Below are 24526 nucleotides of genomic sequence, written 5' to 3'. Positions count from 1 at the left end.
TGGCGCCTTGGCGCAGCATGGTCCGCCCCGCTAGAGGAGACGGACCATGACAATCCCACCCGATTTCCAGACCCTGGATAACCAGCTTGATGCATTGCTACCACCCCTCGATGGGGTCGAGCACAGCCTGGATCTGACGTTGAAGCGACTGTTCCCGGGCCCTTCCATCAATGCCCGCACGTTGTACTTCGGGCCCCAGTCACTGTTGCAGCTAGTGGGTTTTCATCTGTTCGACGGCGGTACCTTCCGCCTGCCGGCAGGCAGTCCGCCCAGGCACGCCGATCACCCGGCACTTAGCCTGCCACTGGCATTCAACGGCCATATCGACAGCTTTTGCAAAACCATTCGGCAGACGCTCCATGCCCGCCTGGCAGCGTACTGGCTCGAGCAGGACAGCAAAGGCCTGAGCCGTACGGTACGCCTTGCCGTGCTGTATCGCGAGCAACTGCAGGCAGAGATCCGCCTGCGCCACACCGACCAGACCCTGTCTGCCGAGCATGCGCAAATACTCAAAACCTACCTGGAGATGCCACAGCCCTGGCAACGTCGCCACCTGCCTAGCGCCGCCCGGCCCCAGGCCTATCGCCTGTTGCTCGACAGTACAGCGCCCAACTGGCGCGGCCATGTACCAGGTTTCCTGGTGCTTACCGAACACGGGGCCGAGGGACGGATGCTCGATCACCTTGAACCGGTTGGCCGGGTACTGCTGTGCAGTGCCGCACACGGCATCGAAGCCTTCGATAACCTGGCCGACCTGCACACGGAGGTATGCGAGCGCCTGGAAGACCCGCAGCAGAGCGAACACTTGCTGAACCTGATGGTTGACCCCGACGACCAGCAAAGCGCCCGTCGTTCAGAGCGCCTGCGCTACGACTGGTATACAGAAGACCTGGCCGACTACCTGGCGACAACCCTGCGCGATGCCCAGACCAGGCAGCTGAGCCATAGCTGGCAACAAGCCTGGAAGCTCGGCAAACAACGCGATATCGAGCAGCTGGACCTGGCTCTGGCCACAGCGCTCGACATACGACGCTACGTTGGTAGCCGCGGCCCGCTGGCCAACCGCTACGGCCTGCTGCTCGAAAAGCATCTACCCAACTGGCTACGCGCCACCTCGCAGCAGGGCGTCGCCCACATCATGCAGACCCTGCAGGAACTGATCGTGGCCATCGAAGCGGCCAGCGCTCCCGGCATCCTCAGCCTGGAACAGTTCAACCACAGGCATTCCCTGCTGAACTGGGTCAACCTGCGCCTGCGCGAATACTTGCAACGCGATCCGGGCCTGGACTGCGACCCCCGTGACGTCACCATCAGTGTCACCCTGGCCCGACAGGTCGGGCCGATCGTCAATCCGCTGCCCCTGGGCAGTACCACGGGCTACATTCCGGTGGCCAGCCGGCGCCAGGCAGGCGACACCATCGAATTGGTCAGGCACACCTACCGGCTCGATGAGCTGGCCTTGCTGAACATTGCCTGGTTCGACGTGGACTACTGGCTGACCGCGCATGTCTACCTGCACGGTGAAACGCTGCCGGCGCTGACACCGCTGCGGGTGAAACAGATCGTGAGGCGCCTGAATGCAGGCAGTGGTTATCAGGCTTACCTGCGCACCCAGCTGCTTGATTCACCTGAAGGGCGCTGGCGCCAGGCAGCCTATGCGCAGGTCGCCCAGGCACGGATGAATGCCGAGGCCGTGAAAGCACGCTACGTCGGGCATTTTCTCAGCGACACATTCGAACAGGGGTATGGTTGGGCCAGCACGGTCATCCGCGCCCCGGACAGCGCTGCCCGGCCACATTTCAACGAGCAGCAGGTCATGGCCCAACAACTGCTGGTGCAGGGCGACACGCTGATGGGCGTAGTGCTGCTGGTTTCGCCAGAAAGTTCGAAGCGCATCGTCGTCTATTGCCCCGACGTTCCCGACCGGCGCTACTGGCGCGAGTACACCGATACCAAAGCACTGATCCGGGCCTTGCGGAGTGACCAGCCCCTGCAGGACTACCTGGCCCAGCGCCTGCCCCAGGCCAGCGCAAAGAAACTCAAGGAACGCCTGCACAAAGGCCGGCTGGGCGCGTTGGTCTCTCGTCATACGATTACGGGCAACCTGTATCAGGCGCTTTACCGCGCAGAGGTGAAAAGCCTGATGGCCCACACCGATACCGTCACCCGCAGTAATGAAGAACTGCTGGGCGAGTTCTCGGTCAACGTGCTCAGGCTCGTGCTGGACATCGTCACCTTGGTACTGCCGCAACGGGCATTGATCGCCCTGGCGTTCGGCCGCATGGCAATTTCCATATGGGACGGTTTCGAAGCATTCGAGCAAGACGACCATGCAAGCGCCCTGCACCATGCCGTGGCTGCCCTTGGCCATGCCACCGCCGGGCTGAACGAAATGGCGGGTTCCAGCCTGATGCGCCGCGCGTTGCGCGGGCTGCCCAAACCACCACCAGTGCCGCTGCCAGGTCACTACGAAACGACGCCAGCCGCTGCCCGGCTGCGTTACCGGATCGACTCGGTGCATGGCGAGGCGGTCTATGAACTACCGTCGAGTTCTCCCGGCCTGAGCCAGTACTTCGTACGCGATAACCTGGGCCGTTACTTCAACGTCAGCTTTGACGGCGCCCGCTGGCGCGCCACCGACCCCGACCAGCCCTATGCCTACCTGAAGCTGCCCACCAGGCGTAACCAGGATGGCAGCTGGGTCGTTGATTCTCCAGTGCTCTGGCACGATGGCTTACCCGATATCACCCACCTGCTCGAGCAGTGCCGGCTGAAAACAGCGCTGCAAGGCACGGCCGATGGCACGGACAACAACCTGTTCAATGACAACGGCAGGTACTACCTGCAACTGCATAACCAGCAGCTGCCGGTGCGGCGCCATCTGCTGGCCGGGCATTATCACCTGGTTCTCCCCGACGCCTTGTCTGGCGCAGTACCTGCCTGGGCGGTGCTGCGTCATCAGGACGGCGAATGGCGCATCCGGGTGCGCCAGGTCGGCCGTGGCAGCGATTGGCTGGCGTTACCGCAGGACTATTCGGCCAGCTTGGGCAGCAGCCGGTCCAGGCGCTGATGCAAGGCACTGCCGCTAGGCCAGTTGCGCAACAACCGCGCCCGGTCACGGGCGTAGGCCGGGGCGAAGCTGAGCTGAGTGGCGTGCTGGCACATTGCATCAAGGTCGATCAGCGACCAGCGGCCGTTGTCCCAGAACAGGTTGTGGCCCTTGAAGTCGCCATGGCTGATGCGTTCCCGAATCAGCTGCTGCATGACCTGGACCAAGGCATCCACCTGCTCTTCAGGGGCGTCGCCATTTTCCACATAAGGCGCGAAACAAGCAGCCAGGTCCGGGCCATTGATGTACTCGGTGACCAGGTAGGCGCGGCTGCGCAGGCCAAGCACGCGCTGCTCCAGCACTGCCAACGGGCGCGGCGTGGCGATATCGAGGAACGCCAGGCGGTGCCCTTCGATCCATGAATGCCAGGCCCGGCTCGGGCGCCAGAAGCGCTTGAACCAGTGCGCAGTGTTCTTGATGTTGTATCGCTTGAGCACCAGCTGGCGACCCTTCACCTCGATGCGCGCCACGCTGGCGGCACCGCCGGTCTTGTACAGGTGGCCCTGGTCGAGCAACTGGTCGGCTTGCTCCAGCACCGGCAGCATGGCCTCGACCTCATCACGGCGGATCGCGCGCAGGCCTGACAGGCTGCGCTGGACGCTGAACAGGCTGCATTCGCGACCGGCCTTTTCCAGGTAGTCCTTCTGCCGCCAGCTGCGCACCTTGTCCACTTGCTTCTGCAAGGCTTCCAGCGGCAGCGCATGTTCGGCGTTGGCCAACAGGTAGTGCACCAGCAGTTCTTCGATGAACGGTTCCAGGCGCTTGGGCAGCTGGGCGAAGAACACCCCGAGGTTTTCCAGCACACGTGGGCGCGACAGCTGCTGGCCAGGTGTTTCGGCCTTGATGCCAGCGCCGTCGATCAGGTATAGCTTGCCGCCGTGGCGCAACAGGTTGTCCAGGTGCAGGTCCTCCTGCCAGAGGCCCTGGGCATGCATGTGCGCCACCGCAGTGAGCGCCTCGCCCAGCACCAGGTGCTGCTCGTCGGCCAGCACCGGCAGGTCTTGCACGGCCGCCCAGGCATCGGCCAGGCTTTCGGCACCGTCGAGAAACTCGAACAGCAACCAGCCGCCCTCGCCTTCCTTGAGGCCATCGGCCAGCAGCTTCGGCGTGGTCAGGCCTTGCTCGGCGAGCAGCTTCACGCCCTGCAGTTCGCGCTGGAAATGCCGCGCGGCGTTACTACCGACCAGCAGTTTGGCCAGCACCGGAGTGCCGCGCCATACCCCGGCGCCCACATAGCGCTGGCCCGGCAGCACGCGCAACAGGCTGAGCAGTTGCAAGTCAGCGCTGCCGGCGGCGTCGGCCAGGGTAATGCTCAGGGGCAGCGACGGGTTGCGCCCGGCTTCTTTCAATTCGGACAAGCGCATCAGCGGGCCTCTTTTTCACGACGGCGTTGCGTCAGGCGTTGCAGCCAGGTATCGACCAGCGAGCCATCGGCCGGCTGTGCCAGGTAACTGGCCAGCAATGTACGAACATCGTGCTCGCTCCAGGCCGGGGCGCGACGCAGCAGCGGCTCCAGGTCCTTGAGGCGGTCACGCATGCCGAACAGCAGGGGTCGGGTCTTTTCCAGGTCGATCAGTTGCGCGTCCCAGCCGTCACGGCGCTGGCGCAGGAAGATGTGCTTGGGGTAGAAGCAACCATGCACCTGCCCGGCGCTGTGCAGGGTACGCGCCAGCTGGCCGCAGGCCTGCAGGATGCCATTGCGATCGCCATCGCCCAGTTGTGCCCAGCGCGCCAGCAGGCTGTCGAGGTCGGCCCATTCGTCCAGGGCGCGTGTCATCAGGATGGCCCGGTGCTGGCCGCCCTGCTTGCGCTCGCCATAGAACACCGCCTGCAAGGCCGGAATGCGCAGCTTCTGGTAGCGGCTGATATTGCGGAACTCACGGGCGAAGGTTGGCTCGCCGAACGGCCGGTGCAGGGTACGGGTCAGGTAGTCGCTCTGGCGCTTGAGGTAGTAGCCCTTGCCTTCGAGTTCCAGGCGAAACACGCTGCTCCAGCCGCCACGGCCGGTATTCGGCTCGTCGACGGCGTCCAGCTGCAGTGCCCACAGCGCCTCGAAATCATCCAGGCCATGGCGTTTGAGCAGCGCGAGGTCCGCGCTGGCCAGGTAATCGGTCATTCCCTTCCCTCGAAAAAGCCCACTACCTGGCGAATGCGCTTCTTGTCGCGCTCATTCAGCCGGTCGCGGCCACGGTATTGCAGGTAGAACCGCAGGCGCTGGGTTGCCGACAGCTGGTACTTGGCCACTTTGTCCAGGCACGCCAGGTCCTTGATCATCCGGTGCCGCCACATGAAGCCGCGCCAGAAGTCGCCGGTGGGGCAATCGATGAAGAATAGCGTGCCCTGGTCATCGACCAGCAGGTTGCGCCATTTCAGGTCGTTATGGGCGAAGTGATGCTTGTGCATGACCCGGGTATGGCGCGCCAGCTGGCTGCTGACATGCCCGACCCAGGCGCGGTCGGCCAGGCGCGCATCGTTGCGCTCGGCCAGCGCCGACAGGTCTTCGGTACGCGGCAGTTCGCGTGTGATCATGGCCCCCCGAGCAAAGGCCAGGCCATTGCGCTCCAGGCCCCAGGCCACCACATCGGCGGTGGGGATGCCCCACTTGGCGAACAGCTTCAGGTTCTGCCATTCCGCCTTGATCCGCGGCCGGCCCAGGTAGCGGCGCATGTGCTTGCCGGCCCCGGTGTAGCGCTTGACGTAGTAATTGACCCCATCACGCGTGATACGCACCACTTCGCTGAGCGGGTCGCGAGTCAGGCGTTCGCCTTGCAGGGCAAATACCGCCTCGAGGCTGCCGAAGTCCGCCGCCAGGTGCTCATAGCCCGGCGCCAGTGTCCAACCCGACATCAGAGTGCATCCCCATAGCGTTGCTTGCGGTCGTAGAGTTTCTGCGCCTTGCGCTCCAGCCAGGCGAGCAGCGCGGCCTCGTCCTTGAGGACCTGCCGCAGCGGGCGCTGGAAGTAACCCCGCAGGAAGCGCAGCTTGTCGCGCTGGGTGAGGCCGATGTCCAGCGCCGAGAAGTACAGCGCGGCCAGGTCCTTGTCGCGCCAGCGGCGGCTTATTTTCGCCCGGGTTTGCGCGCGGTGCAGGTCGATAACCGACAATTTGAAATCATCCGCCGTCACCGGGCGGTCGGTATGCAGCAGGAAGTGGCAGATGTAGCAGTCGCGGTGGTTGACCCCGGCGCGGTGCATGCCGCCGGTCATCCTGGCCACCTCGGCGATGAGTGCGCGCTTCAGGCGTGGCTCGGGCGGTTGCCTGAGCCAGTCGATGCTGAAGTCTTCCAGGCTGACGGTCGGCGCCAGCTCTTCGGTAATGATAAACGAGTGCTGCGCGGCCGGGTTGCTGCCACGCTCGCCATAGGCCACCGCGGTCATGGTCGGCACGCCAGCCTGGTGCAAGCGCTGGATCGCCTGCCATTCCTGGCCGGCACCGAGCACCGGCAGCTTGGCGGTAAACAGGTTCTTGAAGATCTCGCCCCAGCCGATGCCGCGGTGGATCTTGACGAAAAAGCCGGCGCCAGCGACCTCGGTGCGCAGCGTGCGGCGCCCTTCCAGCTCGCGGTAGACCTCGCCTTGCAGCGCTTCCACCGCATCGAAGGCATCGCGCCCCGCCCACAGGCGCTTGAACGGCTCGGCCAGTATCAGCTTCATGCGGACTCCTGCCCCAGGATCACGTCGGCGGCATGCTGCGGCATGCTGTACAGGTCGGCGGTTTCAGCAAACGCCAGGCCGTTGCGCGCCCAGCTGGCACGGGCCGGCTGGTCTTCGAGCATGCGCTGCAGGTAGGTATTGAGCTGCTCTTGTTCGAACGGCTCGTCCAGCACCAGGCCGCTGTCGGCCTCGGCAATGTAGTGGGCGTAGCCACACACCTTGGACACCAGCACCGGCAGGCCGGCCACCAGCGCTTCGAGCAGCACCGTGCCGGTGTTCTCGTTGTACGCCGGGTGGATCAGCAGGTCGGCGCCCAGCAGGAAGCGCGGAATATCGCTGCGCCCCTTGAGGAACTGCACCTGCTCGCCCAGGCCCAGGGTAGCGCTTTGCAGCTGGAACACCTTGGGGTCGTCCTGGCCGATCACCATCAGCCTGGTCCGCTTGCGCAGGGCCGAGGGCAGTGCCGCCAGGGCCTTGAGGCTGCGGTCCACGCCCTTGGTCTTGAAGCCAGAGCCGATCTGCACCAGCAACAGGTCGTCATCGCCGAGGTTGAACTCCTTGCGGAATTCGGCGCGGATCTCGGCAGCGTTGGCCGGCGCGCGGCGGTCCTGGGAAATGCCTGGCGGCAGCAGGTGGAAGCGTTCCACCGGGGTGCCATAGTGCTTGATGAACAGCGGCTGCTGCACTTCGGAAATCATCAGTACTTCGGTATGCGCGTCCTTGGCGAACACCGCGCGCTCGTACTCGGCAAAGTGCCGGTAGCGGCCCCAGCGACGGTACAGGCCGCCACGCAGGGTCTGCGCCTTGTCCTCGAAGCAGCCGTCGGCGGCGTAGTACACGTCCAGCCCCGGCATCTTGTTGAAGCCGATCAGGCGATCGACCGGGCGCTTGGCCAGGTCGGCAGCCATCCAGGCGCTGAGCTTCTCGTTGCGGCGGTGGTTGAAGATTGCCTTGACCGGCGCCACCAGCACTTCGAAACCCGGCGGAATGTCACCCTCCCAGATCAGCGTGTACACACGGATCTGGTGGCCCCGCTTCTGGCACTCCAGGGCAATGCGCATGAAGTCGCGCTGCAGCCCGCCGAAGGGGAAATATTTGTACAGCACGAAAGCCAGTTGCATCAACGGACATCCTCAGCCAGCAGCAGCGCGCTCAAGCGGCTCGCCACATGCTCGGGATTCAGGCGAGTGAAGCACAGTGGCCACTCGCGTTTCAGATCGTACCGGCGCAGGTCATCGGCGCTCGGTTTGTAAGTGCACTTCTTCTGCAGGCAGGGAGCGCATGGCCAGTCACTGGCCTGGTGAATCTGGGTCCGTCCGTAGGCGCCGGTCAGCCCCGGGTTGGTCGGGCCGAACAGCGAAATGGTGGGTACATCGAGTGCCGCCGCCAAGTGGCCAAGGCCAGTATCGACGGCCACACAGGCCTTTGCCGCCGCCAGTACGCGGGCGACGCCAGCCAGGTTCAATTTGGGGAGCACCTGGCAATTGTTCAAGCCCTGGGCAATGCGCTCGGCCCGCGCCTTCTCGGCCGGGTTGCCCCACGGCAGGCGCACCTCCAGCTTGCGCCGGCCCATGCGTTCGGCCAGTTCGCGCCAATAGGCTTCGGGCCAGTGCTTGGTCGCCCAGGTGGTGCCATGCAGGAACACCACGTACGGGGCCGCCGGCGGTAGCTGCAGGCGGTCGAGGTCGAGGCCGTAGTTGCCAATGCCCTCCGGCAGGTCATAGGCCAGGGCCATGGCGAACAGCTGGCGTACCCGCTCCACCGCATGCTGGCCGACGGCAACCGACAGGCGTCGATCATAAAAGCGGCTGGCCCAGCCCTCGCGGGCCGAATAGCGATCCAGGCCGGCGACCGGCGCCTTCACGTAGCGGGTCAGCCAGGCCGACTTGACCAGGCCCTGAGCGTCGATCACCAGGTCGTACTGGCGCTCGCGCACGCGTTGCTTGAACGCTTTCCACTCGCCACTCTTGATGGTTTGCCAAAGGTTCTTGCGCCAGCGGCGGATGGCCACCGGAATGACCTGGTCGACCGCCGGGTGCCAGCTGGGGATTTCGGCGAAGCCTTCTTCCACCACCCAGTCGAAGCGGATACCCGGAATGGCATGGGCGGCATCGGTAAGCGCCGGCAGGGTGTGAATCACATCACCCAGCGACGAGGTCTTGATGATCAGTACCCGCACTTAGTCGACCTCGGCCACGGTATCGATCAGCTCCGGCCCGCTCAGGCTGTGCAGGGCGGCGATGACTTTGCCCGGTTCCAGCAGGCGCAGGCAGTTGTAGTGGCCGAAGCGGCAGGTACGGTCGAAACACGGGCTGCATTCGATACCAGTGCGCACCACTTCGACATGCTCGGCCAGCGGCGGGGTAAAGCCCGGCGAGGTCGAGCCGTACACCGCTACCAGCGGGCGGTTCAGCGCTGCAGCCACGTGCATCAGGCCAGAGTCGTTGGAAACCACGGCGTCGGCGCAGGACATCAGGTCGATGGCCTCGGCCAGCGAGGTTTCCCCGGCCAGGTTGGCCGATTCTTCACGCAGGCCCGGGATCAGCCGCTCGCGGATCTGCTCACCGACCGGGTGATCGTTCTTCGAGCCGAACAGCCACACCTGCCAGCCTTGGCGGATCATCGCATCGGCGACGCTGGCATAGTGCTCGGCCGGCCAGCGCTTGGCCTCGCCGAACTCGGCACCGGGGCACAGCGCCAACACCGGGCGGTCCAGCTCCAGGCCGAACTTGGCCAGGGCGGCGTCGCGGCTTTGCGCTTCGATCTGCAGGCTGGGGCGCGGATACGGCTGCGGCAACTCGGCGCCAGGCGCGTAGGCCAGGGCCATGAAGCGCTCGATCATCAGCGGGTAGCGGGCCTTGTCCAGCTTGCGCACGTCGTTGAGCAGGCCAAAGCGCATTTCGCCGCGCCAGCCGGTACGTTTGGGGATACCGGCGAAAAACGGCACCAATGCCGACTTCAGCGAGTTGGGCAGCAGGATGGCCTGGTCGTACTGGCCGGCCAGCGACTTGCCGATGCGCCGCCGCGTCGCCAACTCCAGCGCACCGTGGCCGAGCGGGAAGCTCAGGGCCTGACGTACCTCGGGCATGCGCTCGAGGATCGGCCGGCTCCACTCGGGAGCGAGCACATCGATCACGCAGTCGGGGTGCTGCTGTTTCAGGCACTGGAACAGGGTCTGCGCCATCACCATGTCGCCGACCCAGCTGGGGCCAATGATCAGTATTCTCATGCTTGGTCCAGAAACACTCGGGGAGGCAACAGGCTGCAGTACAGCCTGGCCTCCCCTCTTTATATTCAGGCTATGTGGCCGACAGTGTACCACTCACATGGCCCATTCGCGGGCACGCCCGCTCCCACAGGTATTGCACAGCCATCCGGCCCTGCGCTTTCCCTGTGGGAGCGGGCATGCCCGCGAACGAAGCCAGCTCGATATCAAGTCAAGCCCAACTCACCCCAGATCCGCCGCACCTCGCGGCGTTCATCGGCAAACTGCGCGGCATCGATCACCCCGGCCTGCTTCTGCAGGGCCTGGCGGTGCGAGGCAGAACGGAACGCCTTGTACACTTCACGCAACAGCACCGCGTCGCTGGCCGGCATCAAACCTGCCTGCTCCAGCTCTTCCAGAATGCGGATGTTATCGGTCCATCGCAGCAAGGCCGGATGGTCATGCGACCAGGCCAAAGCCGCGTATTGCACCATAAATTCGATATCGACGATACCGCCGGCATCCTGCTTGATATCGAACGGCACACCGGGTTCGAAGGCGTTGGCCGCGGTGCCGGCAGCGGTGGCCTTGGTGCCCAGGTTGTCGCGCATCTTGGCGCGCATTTCGCTCACTTCGCTGCGCAGTTTCTGCAGGTCGCGCGGCTGGCCCAGCACCTTGGCGCGCACGCCTTCGAACGCTGCCCCCACCTGCGGGCAGCCCACCAGTACACGGGCCCGCACCAGGGCCTGGTGTTCCCAGGTCCAGGCTTCGTTCTGCTGGTAGCGCTCGAACGCGCCCAGCGAGCTGACCAGCAGCCCGGCGGCACCGGACGGGCGCAGGCGCATGTCGACATCATACAGCTGGCCGGAGTTGGTCTGGGTGGCCAGCAGGTGGATGATGCGCTGGCCCAGCCGGGTGAAGAACTGCGCACCGTCGATCGGCTTGGCGCCGTCGGTTTCCGCCTGCGGGTCGCCGTCATGGATGAATACCAGGTCCAGGTCCGAGCCGTGGCCGAGTTCCAGCCCGCCGACCTTGCCATAGCCAATGATGATGAAGCCCGGGTCGCACAGGCTGCCGTCGCTGCGCCTGGGTTGGCCGTGACGGGCCACGGTCTGGCGCCAGGCCAGCGCCAGCACCTGGTCGAGGATGGCTTCGGCCAGCCAGGTCAGGTAGTCGCTGACTTTCATCAAGGGCAGGTTGCCGCTGATTTCCGAGGCCGCCACGCGCAGGCTGTGGGCCAGCTTGAAATGGCGCAGCGCCTCCATTTGCTGCTCCAGGTCGTCCTCGGGGATGCGCGTCAGGCGCTCGCGCAGCTCGCTGGCAAGCTCCGGCGCCAGCGGCGGGCTGTACAGGCGGCCTTCGTTGAGCAGTTCGTCGAGCAGCAGCGGGTAACGGGCAATCTGCTCGGCGATCCACGGGCTGGCGGCGCAAAGGGTCAGCAGGCGGCCCAGGGCGCCGGGGTTTTCGGTCAGCAGCACCAGGTAGGCAGAACGTCGCGCCACGGCTTCGACCAGCGGCAGCACGCGCTCCAGCACCAAGTCGGGGTCGGCATGTTCGACCGTCTGGGCCAGCAACCGTGGGATAAAGGCATCCAGGCGCTCACGGCCAATGCGCTGCATCGAGCGCAGCTGCGGGCTCGAGCGCAGCGCAGCCAGGCGCCGCAGGGCGTCGGCGGGCTGCTTGAAACCGGCCTCTTCCAGTTGGCGGCCCGCAGCCTCTTCATCCTGCGCCTGCTCCCATAGCGGCGACCACTCGCCGCCTACCACCAGCTCGCCTTCGCCGTCTTCGTCATCCGGGTCGGCAATCACCTGGCGGAAGTGCCAGTCGATACGGCCGCGCCAGTACACCAGCTGGTCCTGGAAGCTCTGCCAGTCGGCAAAACCGAGCATGTAGGCCACCCGTGCCTGGTCAAGCTCGCTGTCCGGCAGCATCTGCGTCTGGCGATCGGCGATGGCCTGGATGGCGTGCTCGGTATAACGCAGGAATTCGTAGCCCTCGCGCAGCTCGGTGACCACCGCCGGTGGCAGGTAGCCCTGGCCTTCGAGGGTGGCCAGCACTTTCAGCAATGGCCGCTGCTGCAGGCTGAGGTCGCGCCCACCATGGATCAGCTGGAAGGCCTGGGCGATGAATTCCACCTCGCGAATGCCGCCAGCGCCCAGCTTGATGTTGTCGGCCATGCCCTTGCGCCGCACTTCCTGCTGGATCAGCTGCTTCATGGTGCGCAGCGCTTCGATCGCGGAAAAGTCCAGGTAACGGCGATACACGAACGGCCGCAGCATCTCCTGCAGCTGCGCGCCGGCGGCCTGGTCACCGGCCACCACGCGCGCCTTGATCATCGCATAGCGTTCCCAGTCGCGACCCTGGTCCTGGTAATACTGCTCCAGCGCATTGAAGCTGAGCACCAGCGCGCCGGCCGAGCCGTAGGGGCGCAGGCGCATGTCGACGCGGAACACGAAGCCGTCCACGGTGACCGGGTCCAGGGCCTTGATCAGGCGCTGGCCCAGGCGGGTGAAGAACTCCTGGTTATCCAGCGAGCGCTTCACCCCTTCGGTTTCGCCGCCTTCGGGGAAGGCGAAGATCAGGTCGATGTCCGATGACAGGTTCAGCTCCACCGCACCCAGCTTGCCCATGCCCAGCACCACCATGTGCTGTGGCTGGCCGCTGCGGTTGCCGATTGGCGTGCCGAACTGCTGGCAATGGCGCGGGTACAGCCATTGATAGGCCTCATCGATGGCGGCATCGGCCAGGTCGGACAGGTCGCGGCAGGTTTCACCCAGCGCGGCCTGGCGGGTGATGTCGCGCCAGATGATGCGCAACTGCTGGCGGTTGCGCTCGCGACGCAGGTTGCGCGCCAGCTCGTCCTCGCTCTGTGCTGCCTGGGCAGCAGCGGCAATGTGCCCACGCAGCTCGCCCAGGGCGTACGGCCGGTCCAGCTCGCCACTGGCCAGCAGGCCGAACACCATGGCCGGCTCGCGTCGGGCCAGGCCAAGCACGAAGTCGCTGGCAGCGGCTACCTGGTCGAACTGTTGCCAGTGCGCCGGGCTCCAGGCCTGCAGGTCGAGTTCCGGGTGAAAAGCCACGGCATCGCGAAGGAATTGCTGGTTGCGAGCGACCAGCGGTTGCAGGGTGGCGGGCAGATCGGACGGCAAAGGCAGGCGCATGGTCTATCCTTGATCGGCGTGAAATGGAGGGGAAAAAGCGGTCAAGGGGAAGCCGGACCACGGTTGGACTGTCGTACAAAAGTTGGAAATAGCTGAAACAGCCTTAAAATTGGCAACAACCATCAAGAATTACCCGTTCGCGACACAATGCCAACCAACATGAACGTTTTTCCTCACAAGCCAGCATGCGACGAAACGTCGCACAAATGTAGTTTTACTACTACCCCTGTCGTGTAAAAGCATGAAATGCGAAAGCAAATGTAGTAAAACTACACGGCGCCGGAGGACACCCCGGTAATCCAAGAATTCACGACGTCTGCCCATAAGGCCAGTCGCAAACTCAGGCAATCGATTCTGGTTGCCTTTCCGCCCTGGAGCAAGCCATGCAAGACCTCGATCCAATCGAAACCCAGGAATGGCTGGATGCCCTGGAGTCGGTCCTCGACAAAGAAGGCGAAGACCGCGCTCATTACCTGATGACCCGTATGGGCGAGCTGGCCACCCGTAGTGGCTCCCAGCTGCCATACGCGATCACCACGCCATACCGCAACACCATCCCTGTCACCCACGAAGCACGCATGCCTGGCGACCTGTTCATGGAACGCCGCATTCGCTCGATGGTGCGTTGGAACGCCCTGGCCATGGTCATGCGTACCAACCTGAAAGACTCGGACCTGGGCGGACACATCTCCAGCTTCGCCTCCAGCGCCACCCTGTACGACATCGGCTTCAACTACTTCTTCCAGGCCCCGACCGAAGAACACGGCGGCGACCTGATCTTCTTCCAGGGCCACGCTTCGCCAGGCGTCTACGCCCGCGCCTTCATGGAAGGCCGCATCAGCGAAGAGCAGATGAACAACTTCCGTCAGGAAGTGGACGGCAACGGCCTGTCTTCGTACCCGCACCCTTGGCTGATGCCTGACTTCTGGCAGTTCCCGACCGTATCGATGGGTCTGGGCCCGATCCAGGCCATCTACCAGGCACGTTTCATGAAGTACCTGGAAGCGCGCGGCTTCATCCCGGCCGGCAAGCAGAAAGTCTGGTGCTTCATGGGCGACGGCGAGTGCGACGAGCCGGAATCCCTGGGCGCGATCGCCCTGGCCGGCCGCGAGAAGCTGGACAACCTGATCTTCGTCATCAACTGCAACCTGCAGCGCCTCGACGGCCCGGTTCGCGGCAACGGCAAGATCATCCAGGAACTCGAAGGCGTGTTCCGTGGCGGTGGCTGGAACGTCAACAAGGTCGTCTGGGGCCGCTTCTGGGACCCACTGTTCGCCAAGGACACCAACGGTGCCCTGCAGCGCCGCATGGACGAAGTCATCGACGGCGAGTACCAGAACTACAAGGCCAAGGACGGTGCGTACGTCCGTGAGCACTTCTTCAACACCCCAGAGCTCAAGGCCATGGTCGAAGACCTGTCCGACGACGAGATCTGGAAGCTCAACCGTGGCGGCCACGACCCGTACAAGGTCTACGCAGCGTACCACCAGGCGGTCAACCACAAGGACCAGCCTACCGTCATCCTGGCCAAGACCATCAAGGGTTACGGTACCGGTGCCGGCGAAGCCAAGAACACCGCGCACAACACCAAGAAGGTCGACGTCGACAGCCTGCGCCACTTCCGTGACCGCTTCGACATCCCGGTCAAGGATGCCGACCTGGAGAACCTGCCGTTCTTCAAGCCGGAAGAAGGTTCTGCCGAAGCCAAGTACCTGGCCGAGCGCCGTGCTGCCCTGGGCGGTTTCGTGCCACAGCGCCGCGCCAAGAGCTTCAGCGTGCCGACCCCGCCACTGGAAACGCTGAAAGCGATCCTGGACGGCTCGGGCGACCGCGAAATCTCTACCACCATGGCCTTCGTGCGTATTCTGGCGCAGCTGGTCAAGGACAAGGAAATCGGCCAGCGCATCGTCCCGATCATCCCGGACGAAGCCCGTACCTTCGGTATGGAAGGCATGTTCCGCCAGCTGGGCATCTACTCGTCGGTTGGCCAGCTCTACGAGCCGGTCGATAAAGACCAGGTGATGTTCTACCGCGAAGACAAGAAGGGCCAGATCCTCGAGGAAGGCATCAACGAAGCCGGCGCCATGTCGTCGTTCATCGCTGCCGGTACCTCGTACAGCTGCCACAACCAGCCGATGCTGCCGTTCTACATCTTCTACTCGATGTTCGGCTTCCAGCGCATTGGCGACCTGGCCTGGGCCGCTGGCGACAGCCGTACCCGTGGCTTCCTGATCGGCGGTACCGCCGGCCGTACCACCCTCAACGGTGAAGGCCTGCAGCACGAAGACGGTCACAGCCACATGATGGCGGGCACCATTCCGAACTGCCGCACCTACGATCCGACCTACGGCTACGAGCTGGCGGTGATCATCCAGGACGGCATGAAGAAGATGACCGAAGAGCAACAGGACATCTTCTACTACATCACCGTGATGAACGAGTCGTACCAGCAGCCAGCCATGCCGGCCGGGGTCGAGGAAGGCATCATCAAGGGCATGTACCTGCTCGAGGAAGACACTCGCGAAGCCGCGCACCACGTACAGCTGATGGGCTCCGGCACCATCCTGCGCGAAGTCCGCGAAGCGGCGAAGATCCTGCGTGACGAGTTCAACATCGGTGCCGACGTGTGGAGCGTTACCAGCTTCAACGAACTGCGTCGCGACGGCCTGGCAGTGGAACGCGCCAACCGCCTGAAACCTGGCCAGAAGCCACAGCAGACCTACGTCGAGCAGTGCCTGAGCGGCCGCAAAGGCCCGGTCATCGCCTCTACCGACTACATGAAGCTGTTCGCCGAGCAGATCCGCCAGTGGGTGCCGAGCAAAGAGTTCAAGGTCCTGGGTACCGACGGTTACGGTCGCAGCGACAGCCGCAAGAAGCTGCGTCACTTCTTCGAAGTCGACCGCCACTTCGTGGTGCTGGCTGCGCTGGAAGCCCTGGCTGACCGTGGCGAGATCGAACCCAAGGTTGTGGCTGACGCCATCGTCAAGTTCGGCATCGACCCGGACAAGCGCAACCCACTGGACTGCTGAGGAGTATTTTTAAGTGAGCGAACTCATTCGCGTACCTGACATCGGCAGCGGTGAAGGTGAAATCATCGAGCTGTTCGTCAAGGTCGGTGACCGTATCGAGGCTGACCAGAGCCTGCTGACCCTGGAGTCCGACAAGGCCTCCATGGAAATCCCGGCGCCGAAGGCCGGCGTCATCAAGGAACTGAAGGTCAAGCTGGGCGACCGCCTGAAAGAAGGCGACGAGCTGCTGGTTCTGGAAGCCGAGGGCGCCGCAGCTGCGGCCCCCGAGGCACCTGCCGCCGCTCCGGCGCAGGCTGCTGCACCGGCTCCGGCCGCTGAAGCCGCCCCGGCTCCTGCTGCGGCCGCAGTCCCGGCTGCCGCCAGCGTGCAGGACATCCACGTGCCGGACATCGGTTCGTCGGGCAAGGCCAAGATCATCGAAGTGCTGGTCAAGGCCGGCGACACCGTCGAAGCCGACCAGTCGCTGATCACCCTGGAGTCCGACAAGGCCTCCATGGAGATCCCGTCGCCAGCCGCTGGCGTGGTGAAAGAAGTGATCGCCAAGCTGGACGACGAAGTCGGCACCGGTGACCTAATCCTCAAGCTGGAAGTCGCCGGCGCTGCCCCGGCTGCCGCCCCGGCATCTGCCGCTGCTGCCCCGGCCAAGGCTGAGGCGGCTCCGGCCGCCGCACCTGCCGCTGCCGCTCCGGCTGCTGCTCCTGCACCGGTCGCCACCGCACCGGCTGCCGGCAGCAACGCCAAGGTTCACGCCGGCCCGGCAGTTCGCCAGCTGGCCCGTGAATTCGGTGTCGACCTGGGCGCAGTTGCTGCCACCGGTCCGCACGGCCGCATCCTGAAGGAAGACGTGCAGGTCTACGTCAAGGCGATGATGCAGAAGGCCAAGGAAGCCCCGGCAGCCGCCGGCGCGACCGGCGGCGCCGGCATCCCGCCGATCCCGGCCGTGGACTTCAGCAAGTTCGGTGAAGTGGAAGAAGTGGCCCTGACCCGCCTGATGCAGGTCGGTGCCGCCAACCTGCACCGCAGCTGGCTGAACGTGCCGCACGTCACCCAGTTCGACTCCGCCGACATCACCGAGCTGGAAGCCTTCCGCGTGGCGCAGAAGGCCGTGGCCGAGAAGGCTGGCGTGAAGCTGACCGTGCTGCCACTGCTGCTCAAGGCCTGCGCCTTCCTGCTCAAGGAACTGCCGGACTTCAACAGCTCGCTGGCACCAAGCGGCAAGGCCATCATCCGCAAGAAGTACGTGCACATCGGCTTCGCCGTGGACACCCCGGACGGCCTGCTGGTACCGGTGATCAAGAACGTCGACCAGAAGAGCCTGCTGCAACTGGCTGCCGAAGCGGCTGCGCTGGCTGAAAAAGCCCGCACCAAGAAGCTGTCGGCTGACGAGATGCAGGGCGCCTGCTTCACCATCTCCAGCCTCGGCCACATTGGCGGCACCGGCTTCACGCCGATCGTCAACGCACCGGAAGTGGCTATCCTGGGCGTCTCCAAGGCGACCACGCAGCCAGTCTGGGACGGCAAGGCCTTCCAGCCGAAGCTGATGCTGCCGCTGTCGCTGTCCTACGATCACCGTGTGATCAACGGCGCTGCCGCCGCGCGCTTCACCAAGCGCCTGGGCGACGTGCTGGGCGATATCCGCACCATGCTGCTGTAAGGCAGCACACTGCCCCTCCCAGCGAGGGGCAGTACCCTTTTCGAGCTGCCACGCTCGTACCTCAACCCCGTCGATTGGCGGGGCTTTTTTTTGCCTGGCGATAAACGTTTGGCGCCTGTGCGGTCGAGCGCCGCCCGTGCGGCGCTCGACCGCACAGGCGCCGAAACAATCAAGGCGAACTACAGAATCCAGCCCACAAGCCGATAACCCGTACACAGCATCACACATGGCGGCTTGCCAGCCCCCTGGACATGATGCAACCTTGCCAGATCTGCCGCCGCCCAAAGGCCGCGTTCCCTCTTCAAGCGAGTCTTCGATGAAAAGCCAACCCGATGCCGCCAGCCGTGTGGCGGCCGAGGTCGTCACGCAGTTACCCGTGCCCTCGCGGCTCGGCATGCTGCGTTTCGAAAGGCTCAACGAAGCCACTTGGGCCATGCTCTACCTCGACCCGGCTTGCGAACGCCAGTTCGGCCTGCACGCCAGCGACCTGTGCGCGCTGATCGACGCCCCTTACGCCAGCCTGATGGAACCCGAGGTCCGCTACCGGCTACACGACGAGATCCAGTTGCAACTGGCCCAGCGTGGTTACTACCGCGTGCGCTACACCTTGCACACGCCCACCGCATCGCTACGCCTGCTGGAAGTAGGGGAAACCTACAAACAGCACAATCGCCAACTGCTGCACGGCTACCTCAGTGTGCTCGACGACCAGCCCGAAGACAGCGGCGATACCGGCTCCAGCGACCTGGAATCGCGCAACAACCGCCTGCAACTGGCCCTGCAGCTGAACCAGCGTGCGCAGCAGGAACAGCTCGAACACCTGGAGCGGGTACGTGGCCAGCAGGACCTGATCCTGCGCCTTGCGCGCCAACGCTACAGCGGCGGCAACTCGCTGCTGGAAGCTGCCCAGCTGATCACCCAGAGCGCTTGCGAAATCTACAAGGTCGACTGCGCCAGCATCTGGCACCTGGACGGCCAGCAGTTGGTGCCGATCACTGCCTGGTACCGGGACACACAAGAGCATCGCCAGCCCGAAGCCATCGATGCCAGCCGCTTCCCCGACTACCTTGACGCGCTGCATGCCAGCCGCGCCATCGACGCCCACAATGCCGGCCATGACCCGCGCACCCGCGCGCTCGCGCAAAGCCTGCGCCCGGCAAACAAAGCCATGCTCGATGCCAGCATCCGCGTCGATGGCCAGGTAGTCGGCGTGCTGTGCCTGGAGCAGACCGGCCAGCCACGGGCCTGGCAGTCGGACGAAATCGCCTTTGCCGGCGAGTTGGCCGACCAGTTCGCCCAGGCCATCACCAACCACAACCGGCGCACTGCGGCCAGTGCCCTGCACTTGTTCCAGCGCGCGGTCGAGCAGAGCGCCAGCGCCTTCCTGCTGGTCAACCGCGACGGCGTGGTGGAGTACGTCAACCCCAGCTTCACCGCCATCACCCAGTACAGCACCGAGGAAGTCCAGGGCCGCCACCTGGGTGAGCTGCCCGCCCTGGAGAACCTCAGCGAACTGTTGTTCGACTCGCCGTCGAGCCTGGCCATGGGCAACAGCTGGCAGGGCGAGTTCAGAAGCCGGCGCAAGAACCTCGAGCCCTACTGGGGCCAGTTGTCGATCTCCAAGGTATATGGCGACAACCGCGAGCTGACCCACTACATCGGCATCTACGAAGACGTCACCCAGACCAAGCTGGCCCAGCAGCGCATCGAACGGCTGGCCTACACCGACAACCTGACCAACCTGGGCAACCGCCCGGCGTTCATCCGCAGCCTGGACGAGTGCTTCGCCCGTGACGGCGAGAACGCCATGTGCCTGCTGCTGGTGGACATCGATAACTTCAAGCGCATCAACGACAGCCTGGGCCATCAAACCGGCGACAAGTTGTTGATCAGCCTGGCCCGGCGCCTGCGCAACAGCCTGCACGCCGGTGGCATCCTGGCGCGCTTCGCCAGTAACGAGTTCGCCGTGCTGCTCGACGACACGCGTCTCGAAGATGGCCAGAGCATCGCCATGCAATTGCTGCGGACCCTCGACAAACCGATGTTCGTCGACAACCAGCTGATCAACGTCACCGCTTCGGTAGGCCTCGCCTACGCGCCACTGCACGGTGCAGACCCGGCCAGCCTGATGAAGAACGCCGGCCTGGCGCTGCACAAGGCCAAGGCCAACGGCAAGCACCAGGTGCAGGTGTTTACCGAAGTGCTCAATGCCGAAGCCAGCTACAAGCTGTTCGTCGAGAACAACCTGCGCCGCGCCCTGACCCAGAACGAGCTGGAGGTGTTCTACCAGCCCAAGCTGTGCCTGCGCAGTGGTCGCCTGCTGGGGCTGGAAGCGCTGCTGCGCTGGAACCACCCCGAGCGCGGCATGATCCGCCCGGACCAGTTCATCAGCGTGGCCGAGGAAACCGGCCTGATCATCCCCATCGGCAAATGGGTGGTACGCCAGTCGTGCCGCATGAGCCAGCAGCTGCGCGAGGCCGGCATGGGCAACCTGCATGTGGCCATCAACCTGTCGCCCAAGCAGTTCTCCGACCCGGATTTGGTGGCCTCGATCAGCAGCATCCTCAAGGAAGAAGCCCTGCCCCCGCATCTGCTCGAACTGGAACTGACCGAAGGCCTGCTGCTGGAAGCCACCGATGACACCCACCGCCAGCTGGAGGAATTGAAGGCCTTGGGCCTGACCCTGGCCATGGACGACTTTGGTACCGGTTATTCGTCGCTGAGCTACCTGAAGAAGTTTCCCATCGACATCCTCAAGATCGACCGCAGCTTCATCAACGAAATCCCGGACAACCAGGACGACATGGAGATTACCTCGGCGGTGGTGGCCATGGCCCATAACCTCAAGCTGAAGGTGGTGGCCGAGGGCATCGAGACGCCTGAGCAGCTGGCGTTCCTGCGCCGGCACCGCTGCGACGTCGGCCAGGGTTACCTGTTCGACCGGCCAATCCCGGGGCGCGAGCTGGCCGAACGGCTGAAGCGCTATCCGCGTGGTCCGCTGGCCTGACAGCGGCGTAAACCTCGGGCACTATAGAAACCATTCGGGCCCTTTCGCGGGCACGCCCGCTCCCACAGGTACCCCACAACATTCAGACCCTGTGGTGATCCTGTGGGAGCGGGCATGCCCGCGAAGGCCCCAACACCTATTCAACTGACACACAGAGGAACGGCCATGGTCCTGCGTTCGGAAATCCTGGTGAACAAAAACGTCATGCCTACCGCGGAACAGGCCCTGCCTGGCCGCGAAACGCCAATGAGCCTGCCCGAGTTCCATTACGTGTTCAAAGACACGCCGCTGCTCGGCCCGTTCTTCCAGAACGTCGACTTCGCCATCTTCGGCCTGGGCTGCTTCTGGGGTGCCGAACGCCGCTTCTGGCAGCGTGAAGGCGTGGTCAGCACCGTGGTCGGCTACGCCGGCGGCTTCACCCCGAACCCCACCTACGAAGAAGTCTGCTCGGGCCTGACCGGCCATACCGAAGTGGTGCTGGTGGTGTTCGACAAGGACAAGGTCAGCTACCGCGAGCTGCTGGCAATGTTCTGGGAACTGCACAACCCGACCCAGGGCATGCGCCAGGGCAACGACATCGGCACCCAGTACCGCTCGGCCATCTACTGCACCAGCCCGGAACAGCTGGAACAGGCCAAGGCCAGCCGCGACGCCTACCAGGCCGAGCTGAACAAAGCTGGTTTCGGCGAAATCACCACCGAGATCGCCCAGGCACCGACCGTCTACTTCGCTGAGGCCTACCATCAGCAATACTTGGCGAAGAACCCGGACGGCTACTGCGGTATCGGCGGTACCGGCGTGTGCCTGCCACCCAGCCTGCAAGGTAACTGAGCGTGAGCACGATGACCCTGTTCCATGCCCCGCTGTCGCCTTTCGTGCGCAAGGTCATGGTGGTGTTGCACGAAACCGGCCAGCTGCAGCGGGTCAAGCTGCAGCCGGTGAACATCAGCCCGGTGAGCGGTGACCCGCAGCTGAACCAGGACAACCCGATCGGCAAGATCCCCGCCCTGCGCCTGGACGACGGTACCGTGCTGCACGACAGCCGGGTGATCTGTGAGTACCTCGACCTGCAGCATGTCGGCCAGCCGCTACTGCCGCGCGAGGGTTCGGCACGCTGGCGGCGCATGACGCTGGCCTCGCAGGCGGATGCGATCATGGATGCGGCGGTTTCGAGCCGCTATGAGAGCTTCCTGCGGCCGGAGGACAAACGCTGGGATGGCTGGCTGGAAGCACAAGGCGAGAAGATTCGCCGCAGCCTGGCCAACCTGGAGCAGGAGCACCTGGCCGAGTTGGCCAGCGGCTTCGACCTCGCGGCGATCGGCGTGGCCTGTGCGCTGGGGTACCTGGATCTGCGTCAACCCGAGTTCGGTTGGCGCGAGCGCCAGCCTGGCCTGGCGGCGTGGTATGCCGAAGTGGCCAAGCGGCCGTCGATGGTCGCTACAGCCCCGACAGCCTGACAGACCCATCGCGGATGAATCCGCTCCTACACGTATTTGTAGGAGCGGATTCATCCGCGATGAGGCCAGCACAGCATCAGCAGTCCGGCTTGCCAGCGGTGAACTTCTTCGCCGGGTTGACCGCAGCCTTGAATTCGCGCAGCGCCTTGGAACCCACCAGCAGCGGGTAGTTGAAGCTGCTGCGGTCCACCAGGTTCACTTCCACGGTGCGCTTCACGTCACCCAGGCACAGCTCTAGGTCCACCACCGGGCGCTTGGAGATTTCCGGCCCGTCGCCTTCGTCTTCCTCGTCGGCACGCCCCTTGATCTTGCTGATACGCGAGACTTTGTGCTCGTACACCTTGCCGTCCGAGTCCTTGGTCGCCAGGCGGAAGCGCACCCACTCGTCGCCATCACGGGTGAACAGTTCGATGTCCTTGGCCGACAGCGACGCGGTGAAGGCACCGGTGTCCATCTTGGCTTTCAGGGTTTCGCCCAGTTCGGGCAGGGCAATGTTTTCGTAACGACCGTAAAGGGTTGGCTCGGCAGCCATTACCGGCAGGGCCAACAGCGACAACATGGCAAAGAGATATTTCACAGGCAGGCTTCCTTGAGAAGTGTCAGTGCTTAGACTGCACTGGCAGGATAGGTTCGCTGTCACAAGCCTAACCAACATAATGTGAAACATTTGTCTCCGCCGCCGGGCATTGGAAATTTGGCGTAGGCCACGGCCCTGCTTATGATTGCCAACCGTTTTCATCCCACAACAAGAGTCTCCTTATGCGTCGCCTGCTGACCGGCATCCTCACCACCACCCTGCTGCTGCTCAACACCTTGGTGCTGATCGGCCCACTGCTGGTCTTCGCCCTGCTCAAGCTGGTATTGCCAGGCCGCGGGCGGGACTATGCCTCGTGGGCGGTAATGTGGGTGGCTGAAACCTGGTCGGAGATCGACAAGGCCATTTTCGCCCTGTGCATTCCTACCCGGTGGGATATACGCGGTGTCGAGAACCTGCGCAGGGACACTTCCTACCTGGCGGTCAGCAACCACCAGACCTGGGTCGACATCCCGGCGCTGATCGAAAGCCTTAATCGCCGCACACCATTCTTCAAGTTCTTCCTGAAAAAGGAGCTGATCTGGGTACCGCTGCTGGGCCTGGCCTGGTGGGGCCTGGACTATCCGTTCATGAAGCGCTACAGCAAGGCGTTTCTGCAGAAGCACCCAGAACTCAAGGGCAAGGATCTGGAAATCACCAAGGCCGCCTGTGAACTGTTCAAGCGCCAGCCGGTGACCGTGGTCAACTACCTCGAAGGCACCCGCTTCAGCGAGGCCAAGCGCCTGGAGCAGCAATCACCGTATCGCCACCTGCTCAAGCCCAAGGCCGGCGGCGTGGCCTTCGTGCTGGCGGCGCTGGGCGAGCAGCTGGACGCATTGCTGGACGTGACCATCGTCTACCCCGGCAACCGGGCGCCAGGGTTCTGGGAGCTGCTCAATGGCAGCATCAGCCGGGTGATCATCGACATTCAGGTCCGTGACCTGGACCCGGTGCTGTGGGCTGGGGACTATGAGAATGATCCCGCCTTCCGGCAGACGGTGCAGGCATGGGTGAACCAGTTGTGGGTGGCCAAGGATCAGCGGATCGAAGAGCTGCGGGCGGAGATGGGCTGAGGCTTCTGCTGTACGAGCCGGCCTCTTTGCCAGGTAAGCGCGCGAAGAGGCCCGCACAGATTACAGCAACCCGATCAGAACCGGGCTGATCATCAGCAACCAGACAGTGAAGTACAGTAGCTATTACATGAGCGAGGCACTAGTCATAGAGCCTGAAATTATCCAGTGCAGTACCATCCCGGTAGGCAAAAATATCAAGGCTTTTAATAGTTAATTCGCCAGGGGCAGTGTAATCAAAGTGCAGATCTTTCGTGACCACTTGCACTGTGCTATTGTCAGACAGATGAACCATAGCCGACGTATTTTCGAGGCCGTTGCTTGGGTAATACGCATCGTAAGAGATCCTGCTCGCAGGTTTGGTCGGCTCTAACTGCACGAAGTTCCCCTGTACCGTAGTGACGACATATAAATGCTCACCATCAATGTCAATCGGTGGAGGGGTGCCTTCAGCCGGTGGGGGAAGGTCTTTTTTGACCGAAATCGTTCCTGCGTATTCAGGTATCCAGCGAAAGGTACCATGCTCCGTCTTAATTTCTTGTTTCTCTTCTTGTTCTGGTAAATTGCTGAAATCTATAACACGAGGATTCGTTTTCATGATTAGGCA

Annotated in this window: 17 protein-coding genes; 7 read left to right on the top strand and 10 right to left on the bottom strand. The window is 63.8% G+C overall.

Features of this window, described 5'->3' with window-relative positions:
* Positions 1 to 46: 46 nt before the first annotated feature.
* Complete coding sequence (locus ACJA3S_RS01710) at positions 47 to 3070, top strand: dermonecrotic toxin domain-containing protein (protein WP_406820660.1); 3024 nt, start codon at positions 47 to 49, stop codon at positions 3068 to 3070.
* Here the strand turns inward: ACJA3S_RS01710 and ACJA3S_RS01705 are convergent.
* The 8 genes from ACJA3S_RS01705 to glnE form a co-directional block, all read right to left on the bottom strand.
* The gene (locus ACJA3S_RS01705; protein WP_406820659.1) at positions 3031 to 4473 is read right to left on the bottom strand and encodes a lipopolysaccharide kinase InaA family protein; all 1443 of its coding nucleotides are present in this window, start codon (positions 4471 to 4473) and stop codon (positions 3031 to 3033) included. The two genes, ACJA3S_RS01710 and ACJA3S_RS01705, sit on opposite strands and share 40 nt — an antisense overlap.
* A complete protein-coding gene (locus ACJA3S_RS01700; RefSeq protein WP_406820658.1) occupies positions 4473 to 5225 on the bottom strand; it encodes a lipopolysaccharide kinase InaA family protein in 753 nt (250 codons plus the stop codon). Before ACJA3S_RS01700 ends, ACJA3S_RS01705 begins: the two co-directional genes overlap by 1 nt.
* On the bottom strand, positions 5222 to 5956 hold the full coding sequence (locus ACJA3S_RS01695) for a lipopolysaccharide kinase InaA family protein (RefSeq protein ID WP_406820657.1): 735 nt from the start codon (positions 5954 to 5956) through the stop codon (positions 5222 to 5224). Before ACJA3S_RS01695 ends, ACJA3S_RS01700 begins: the two co-directional genes overlap by 4 nt.
* Positions 5956 to 6762 carry a lipopolysaccharide core heptose(I) kinase RfaP gene (rfaP, locus tag ACJA3S_RS01690; RefSeq protein WP_406820656.1) on the bottom strand — a complete coding sequence of 269 codons (807 nt, stop codon included), beginning with the start codon at positions 6760 to 6762 and terminating at the stop codon, positions 5956 to 5958. The genes ACJA3S_RS01695 and rfaP overlap by 1 nt, the downstream gene beginning before the upstream one ends.
* On the bottom strand, positions 6759 to 7883 hold the full coding sequence (locus ACJA3S_RS01685; RefSeq protein ID WP_170027895.1) for a glycosyltransferase family 4 protein: 1125 nt from the start codon (positions 7881 to 7883) through the stop codon (positions 6759 to 6761). The genes rfaP and ACJA3S_RS01685 overlap by 4 nt, the downstream gene beginning before the upstream one ends.
* Positions 7883 to 8941 carry a lipopolysaccharide heptosyltransferase I gene (waaC, locus tag ACJA3S_RS01680; protein ID WP_170027894.1) on the bottom strand — a complete coding sequence of 353 codons (1059 nt, stop codon included), beginning with the start codon at positions 8939 to 8941 and terminating at the stop codon, positions 7883 to 7885. The genes ACJA3S_RS01685 and waaC overlap by 1 nt, the downstream gene beginning before the upstream one ends.
* Positions 8942 to 9991: a lipopolysaccharide heptosyltransferase II gene (gene waaF, locus ACJA3S_RS01675; protein ID WP_406820655.1), complete on the bottom strand. Its 1050-nt coding sequence runs from the start codon at positions 9989 to 9991 to the stop codon at positions 8942 to 8944.
* Between the two features lie 203 nt (positions 9992 to 10194).
* Positions 10195 to 13128 carry a bifunctional [glutamate--ammonia ligase]-adenylyl-L-tyrosine phosphorylase/[glutamate--ammonia-ligase] adenylyltransferase gene (gene glnE / locus ACJA3S_RS01670; protein WP_406820654.1) on the bottom strand — a complete coding sequence of 978 codons (2934 nt, stop codon included), beginning with the start codon at positions 13126 to 13128 and terminating at the stop codon, positions 10195 to 10197.
* Between the two features lie 383 nt (positions 13129 to 13511).
* Between glnE and aceE the strand changes: the two genes are divergently transcribed.
* The 5 genes from aceE (at position 13512) to ACJA3S_RS01645 (ending at position 22275) form a co-directional block, all read left to right on the top strand.
* Positions 13512 to 16157, top strand: a complete 2646-nt coding sequence (aceE, locus tag ACJA3S_RS01665) for a pyruvate dehydrogenase (acetyl-transferring), homodimeric type (RefSeq protein WP_170027891.1) — start codon at positions 13512 to 13514, stop codon at positions 16155 to 16157.
* Positions 16158 to 16170: 13 nt separating this feature from the next.
* The gene (aceF, locus tag ACJA3S_RS01660; protein WP_406820653.1) at positions 16171 to 17811 is read left to right on the top strand and encodes a dihydrolipoyllysine-residue acetyltransferase; all 1641 of its coding nucleotides are present in this window, start codon (positions 16171 to 16173) and stop codon (positions 17809 to 17811) included.
* Between the two features lie 316 nt (positions 17812 to 18127).
* Positions 18128 to 20818 carry a putative bifunctional diguanylate cyclase/phosphodiesterase gene (locus ACJA3S_RS01655; RefSeq protein ID WP_406820652.1) on the top strand — a complete coding sequence of 897 codons (2691 nt, stop codon included), beginning with the start codon at positions 18128 to 18130 and terminating at the stop codon, positions 20816 to 20818.
* Between the two features lie 165 nt (positions 20819 to 20983).
* Positions 20984 to 21649 carry a peptide-methionine (S)-S-oxide reductase MsrA gene (gene msrA, locus ACJA3S_RS01650; protein WP_406820651.1) on the top strand — a complete coding sequence of 222 codons (666 nt, stop codon included), beginning with the start codon at positions 20984 to 20986 and terminating at the stop codon, positions 21647 to 21649.
* Positions 21650 to 21651: 2 nt separating this feature from the next.
* Entirely contained in the window at positions 21652 to 22275 is a 624-nt protein-coding gene (locus tag ACJA3S_RS01645) for a glutathione S-transferase (protein WP_406820650.1), read from the top strand.
* 76 nt (positions 22276 to 22351) lie between these two features.
* Here ACJA3S_RS01645 and ACJA3S_RS01640 read toward each other — a convergent pair whose 3' ends face one another.
* Complete coding sequence (locus ACJA3S_RS01640; protein WP_170027886.1) at positions 22352 to 22852, bottom strand: ATP-dependent zinc protease; 501 nt, start codon at positions 22850 to 22852, stop codon at positions 22352 to 22354.
* A 182-nt stretch (positions 22853 to 23034) separates the two neighbouring features.
* On the opposite strand from ACJA3S_RS01640, the gene ACJA3S_RS01635 reads away from it, so the two are divergent.
* A complete protein-coding gene (locus tag ACJA3S_RS01635) occupies positions 23035 to 23922 on the top strand; it encodes an acyltransferase (RefSeq protein ID WP_406820649.1) in 888 nt (295 codons plus the stop codon).
* A gap of 139 nt (positions 23923 to 24061) precedes the next feature.
* Here ACJA3S_RS01635 and ACJA3S_RS01630 read toward each other — a convergent pair whose 3' ends face one another.
* Complete coding sequence (locus ACJA3S_RS01630) at positions 24062 to 24517, bottom strand: hypothetical protein (protein WP_406820648.1); 456 nt, start codon at positions 24515 to 24517, stop codon at positions 24062 to 24064.
* Positions 24518 to 24526 lie beyond the last annotated feature (9 nt).

This window comes from Pseudomonas sp. KnCO4 (assembly GCF_045344305.1).
GTDB classification, from domain to species: domain Bacteria; phylum Pseudomonadota; class Gammaproteobacteria; order Pseudomonadales; family Pseudomonadaceae; genus Aquipseudomonas; species Aquipseudomonas anuradhapurensis.
The sequence above is the reverse complement of the archived record's forward strand: the minus strand, read 5'-3'. Positions and strand labels throughout refer to the sequence as shown.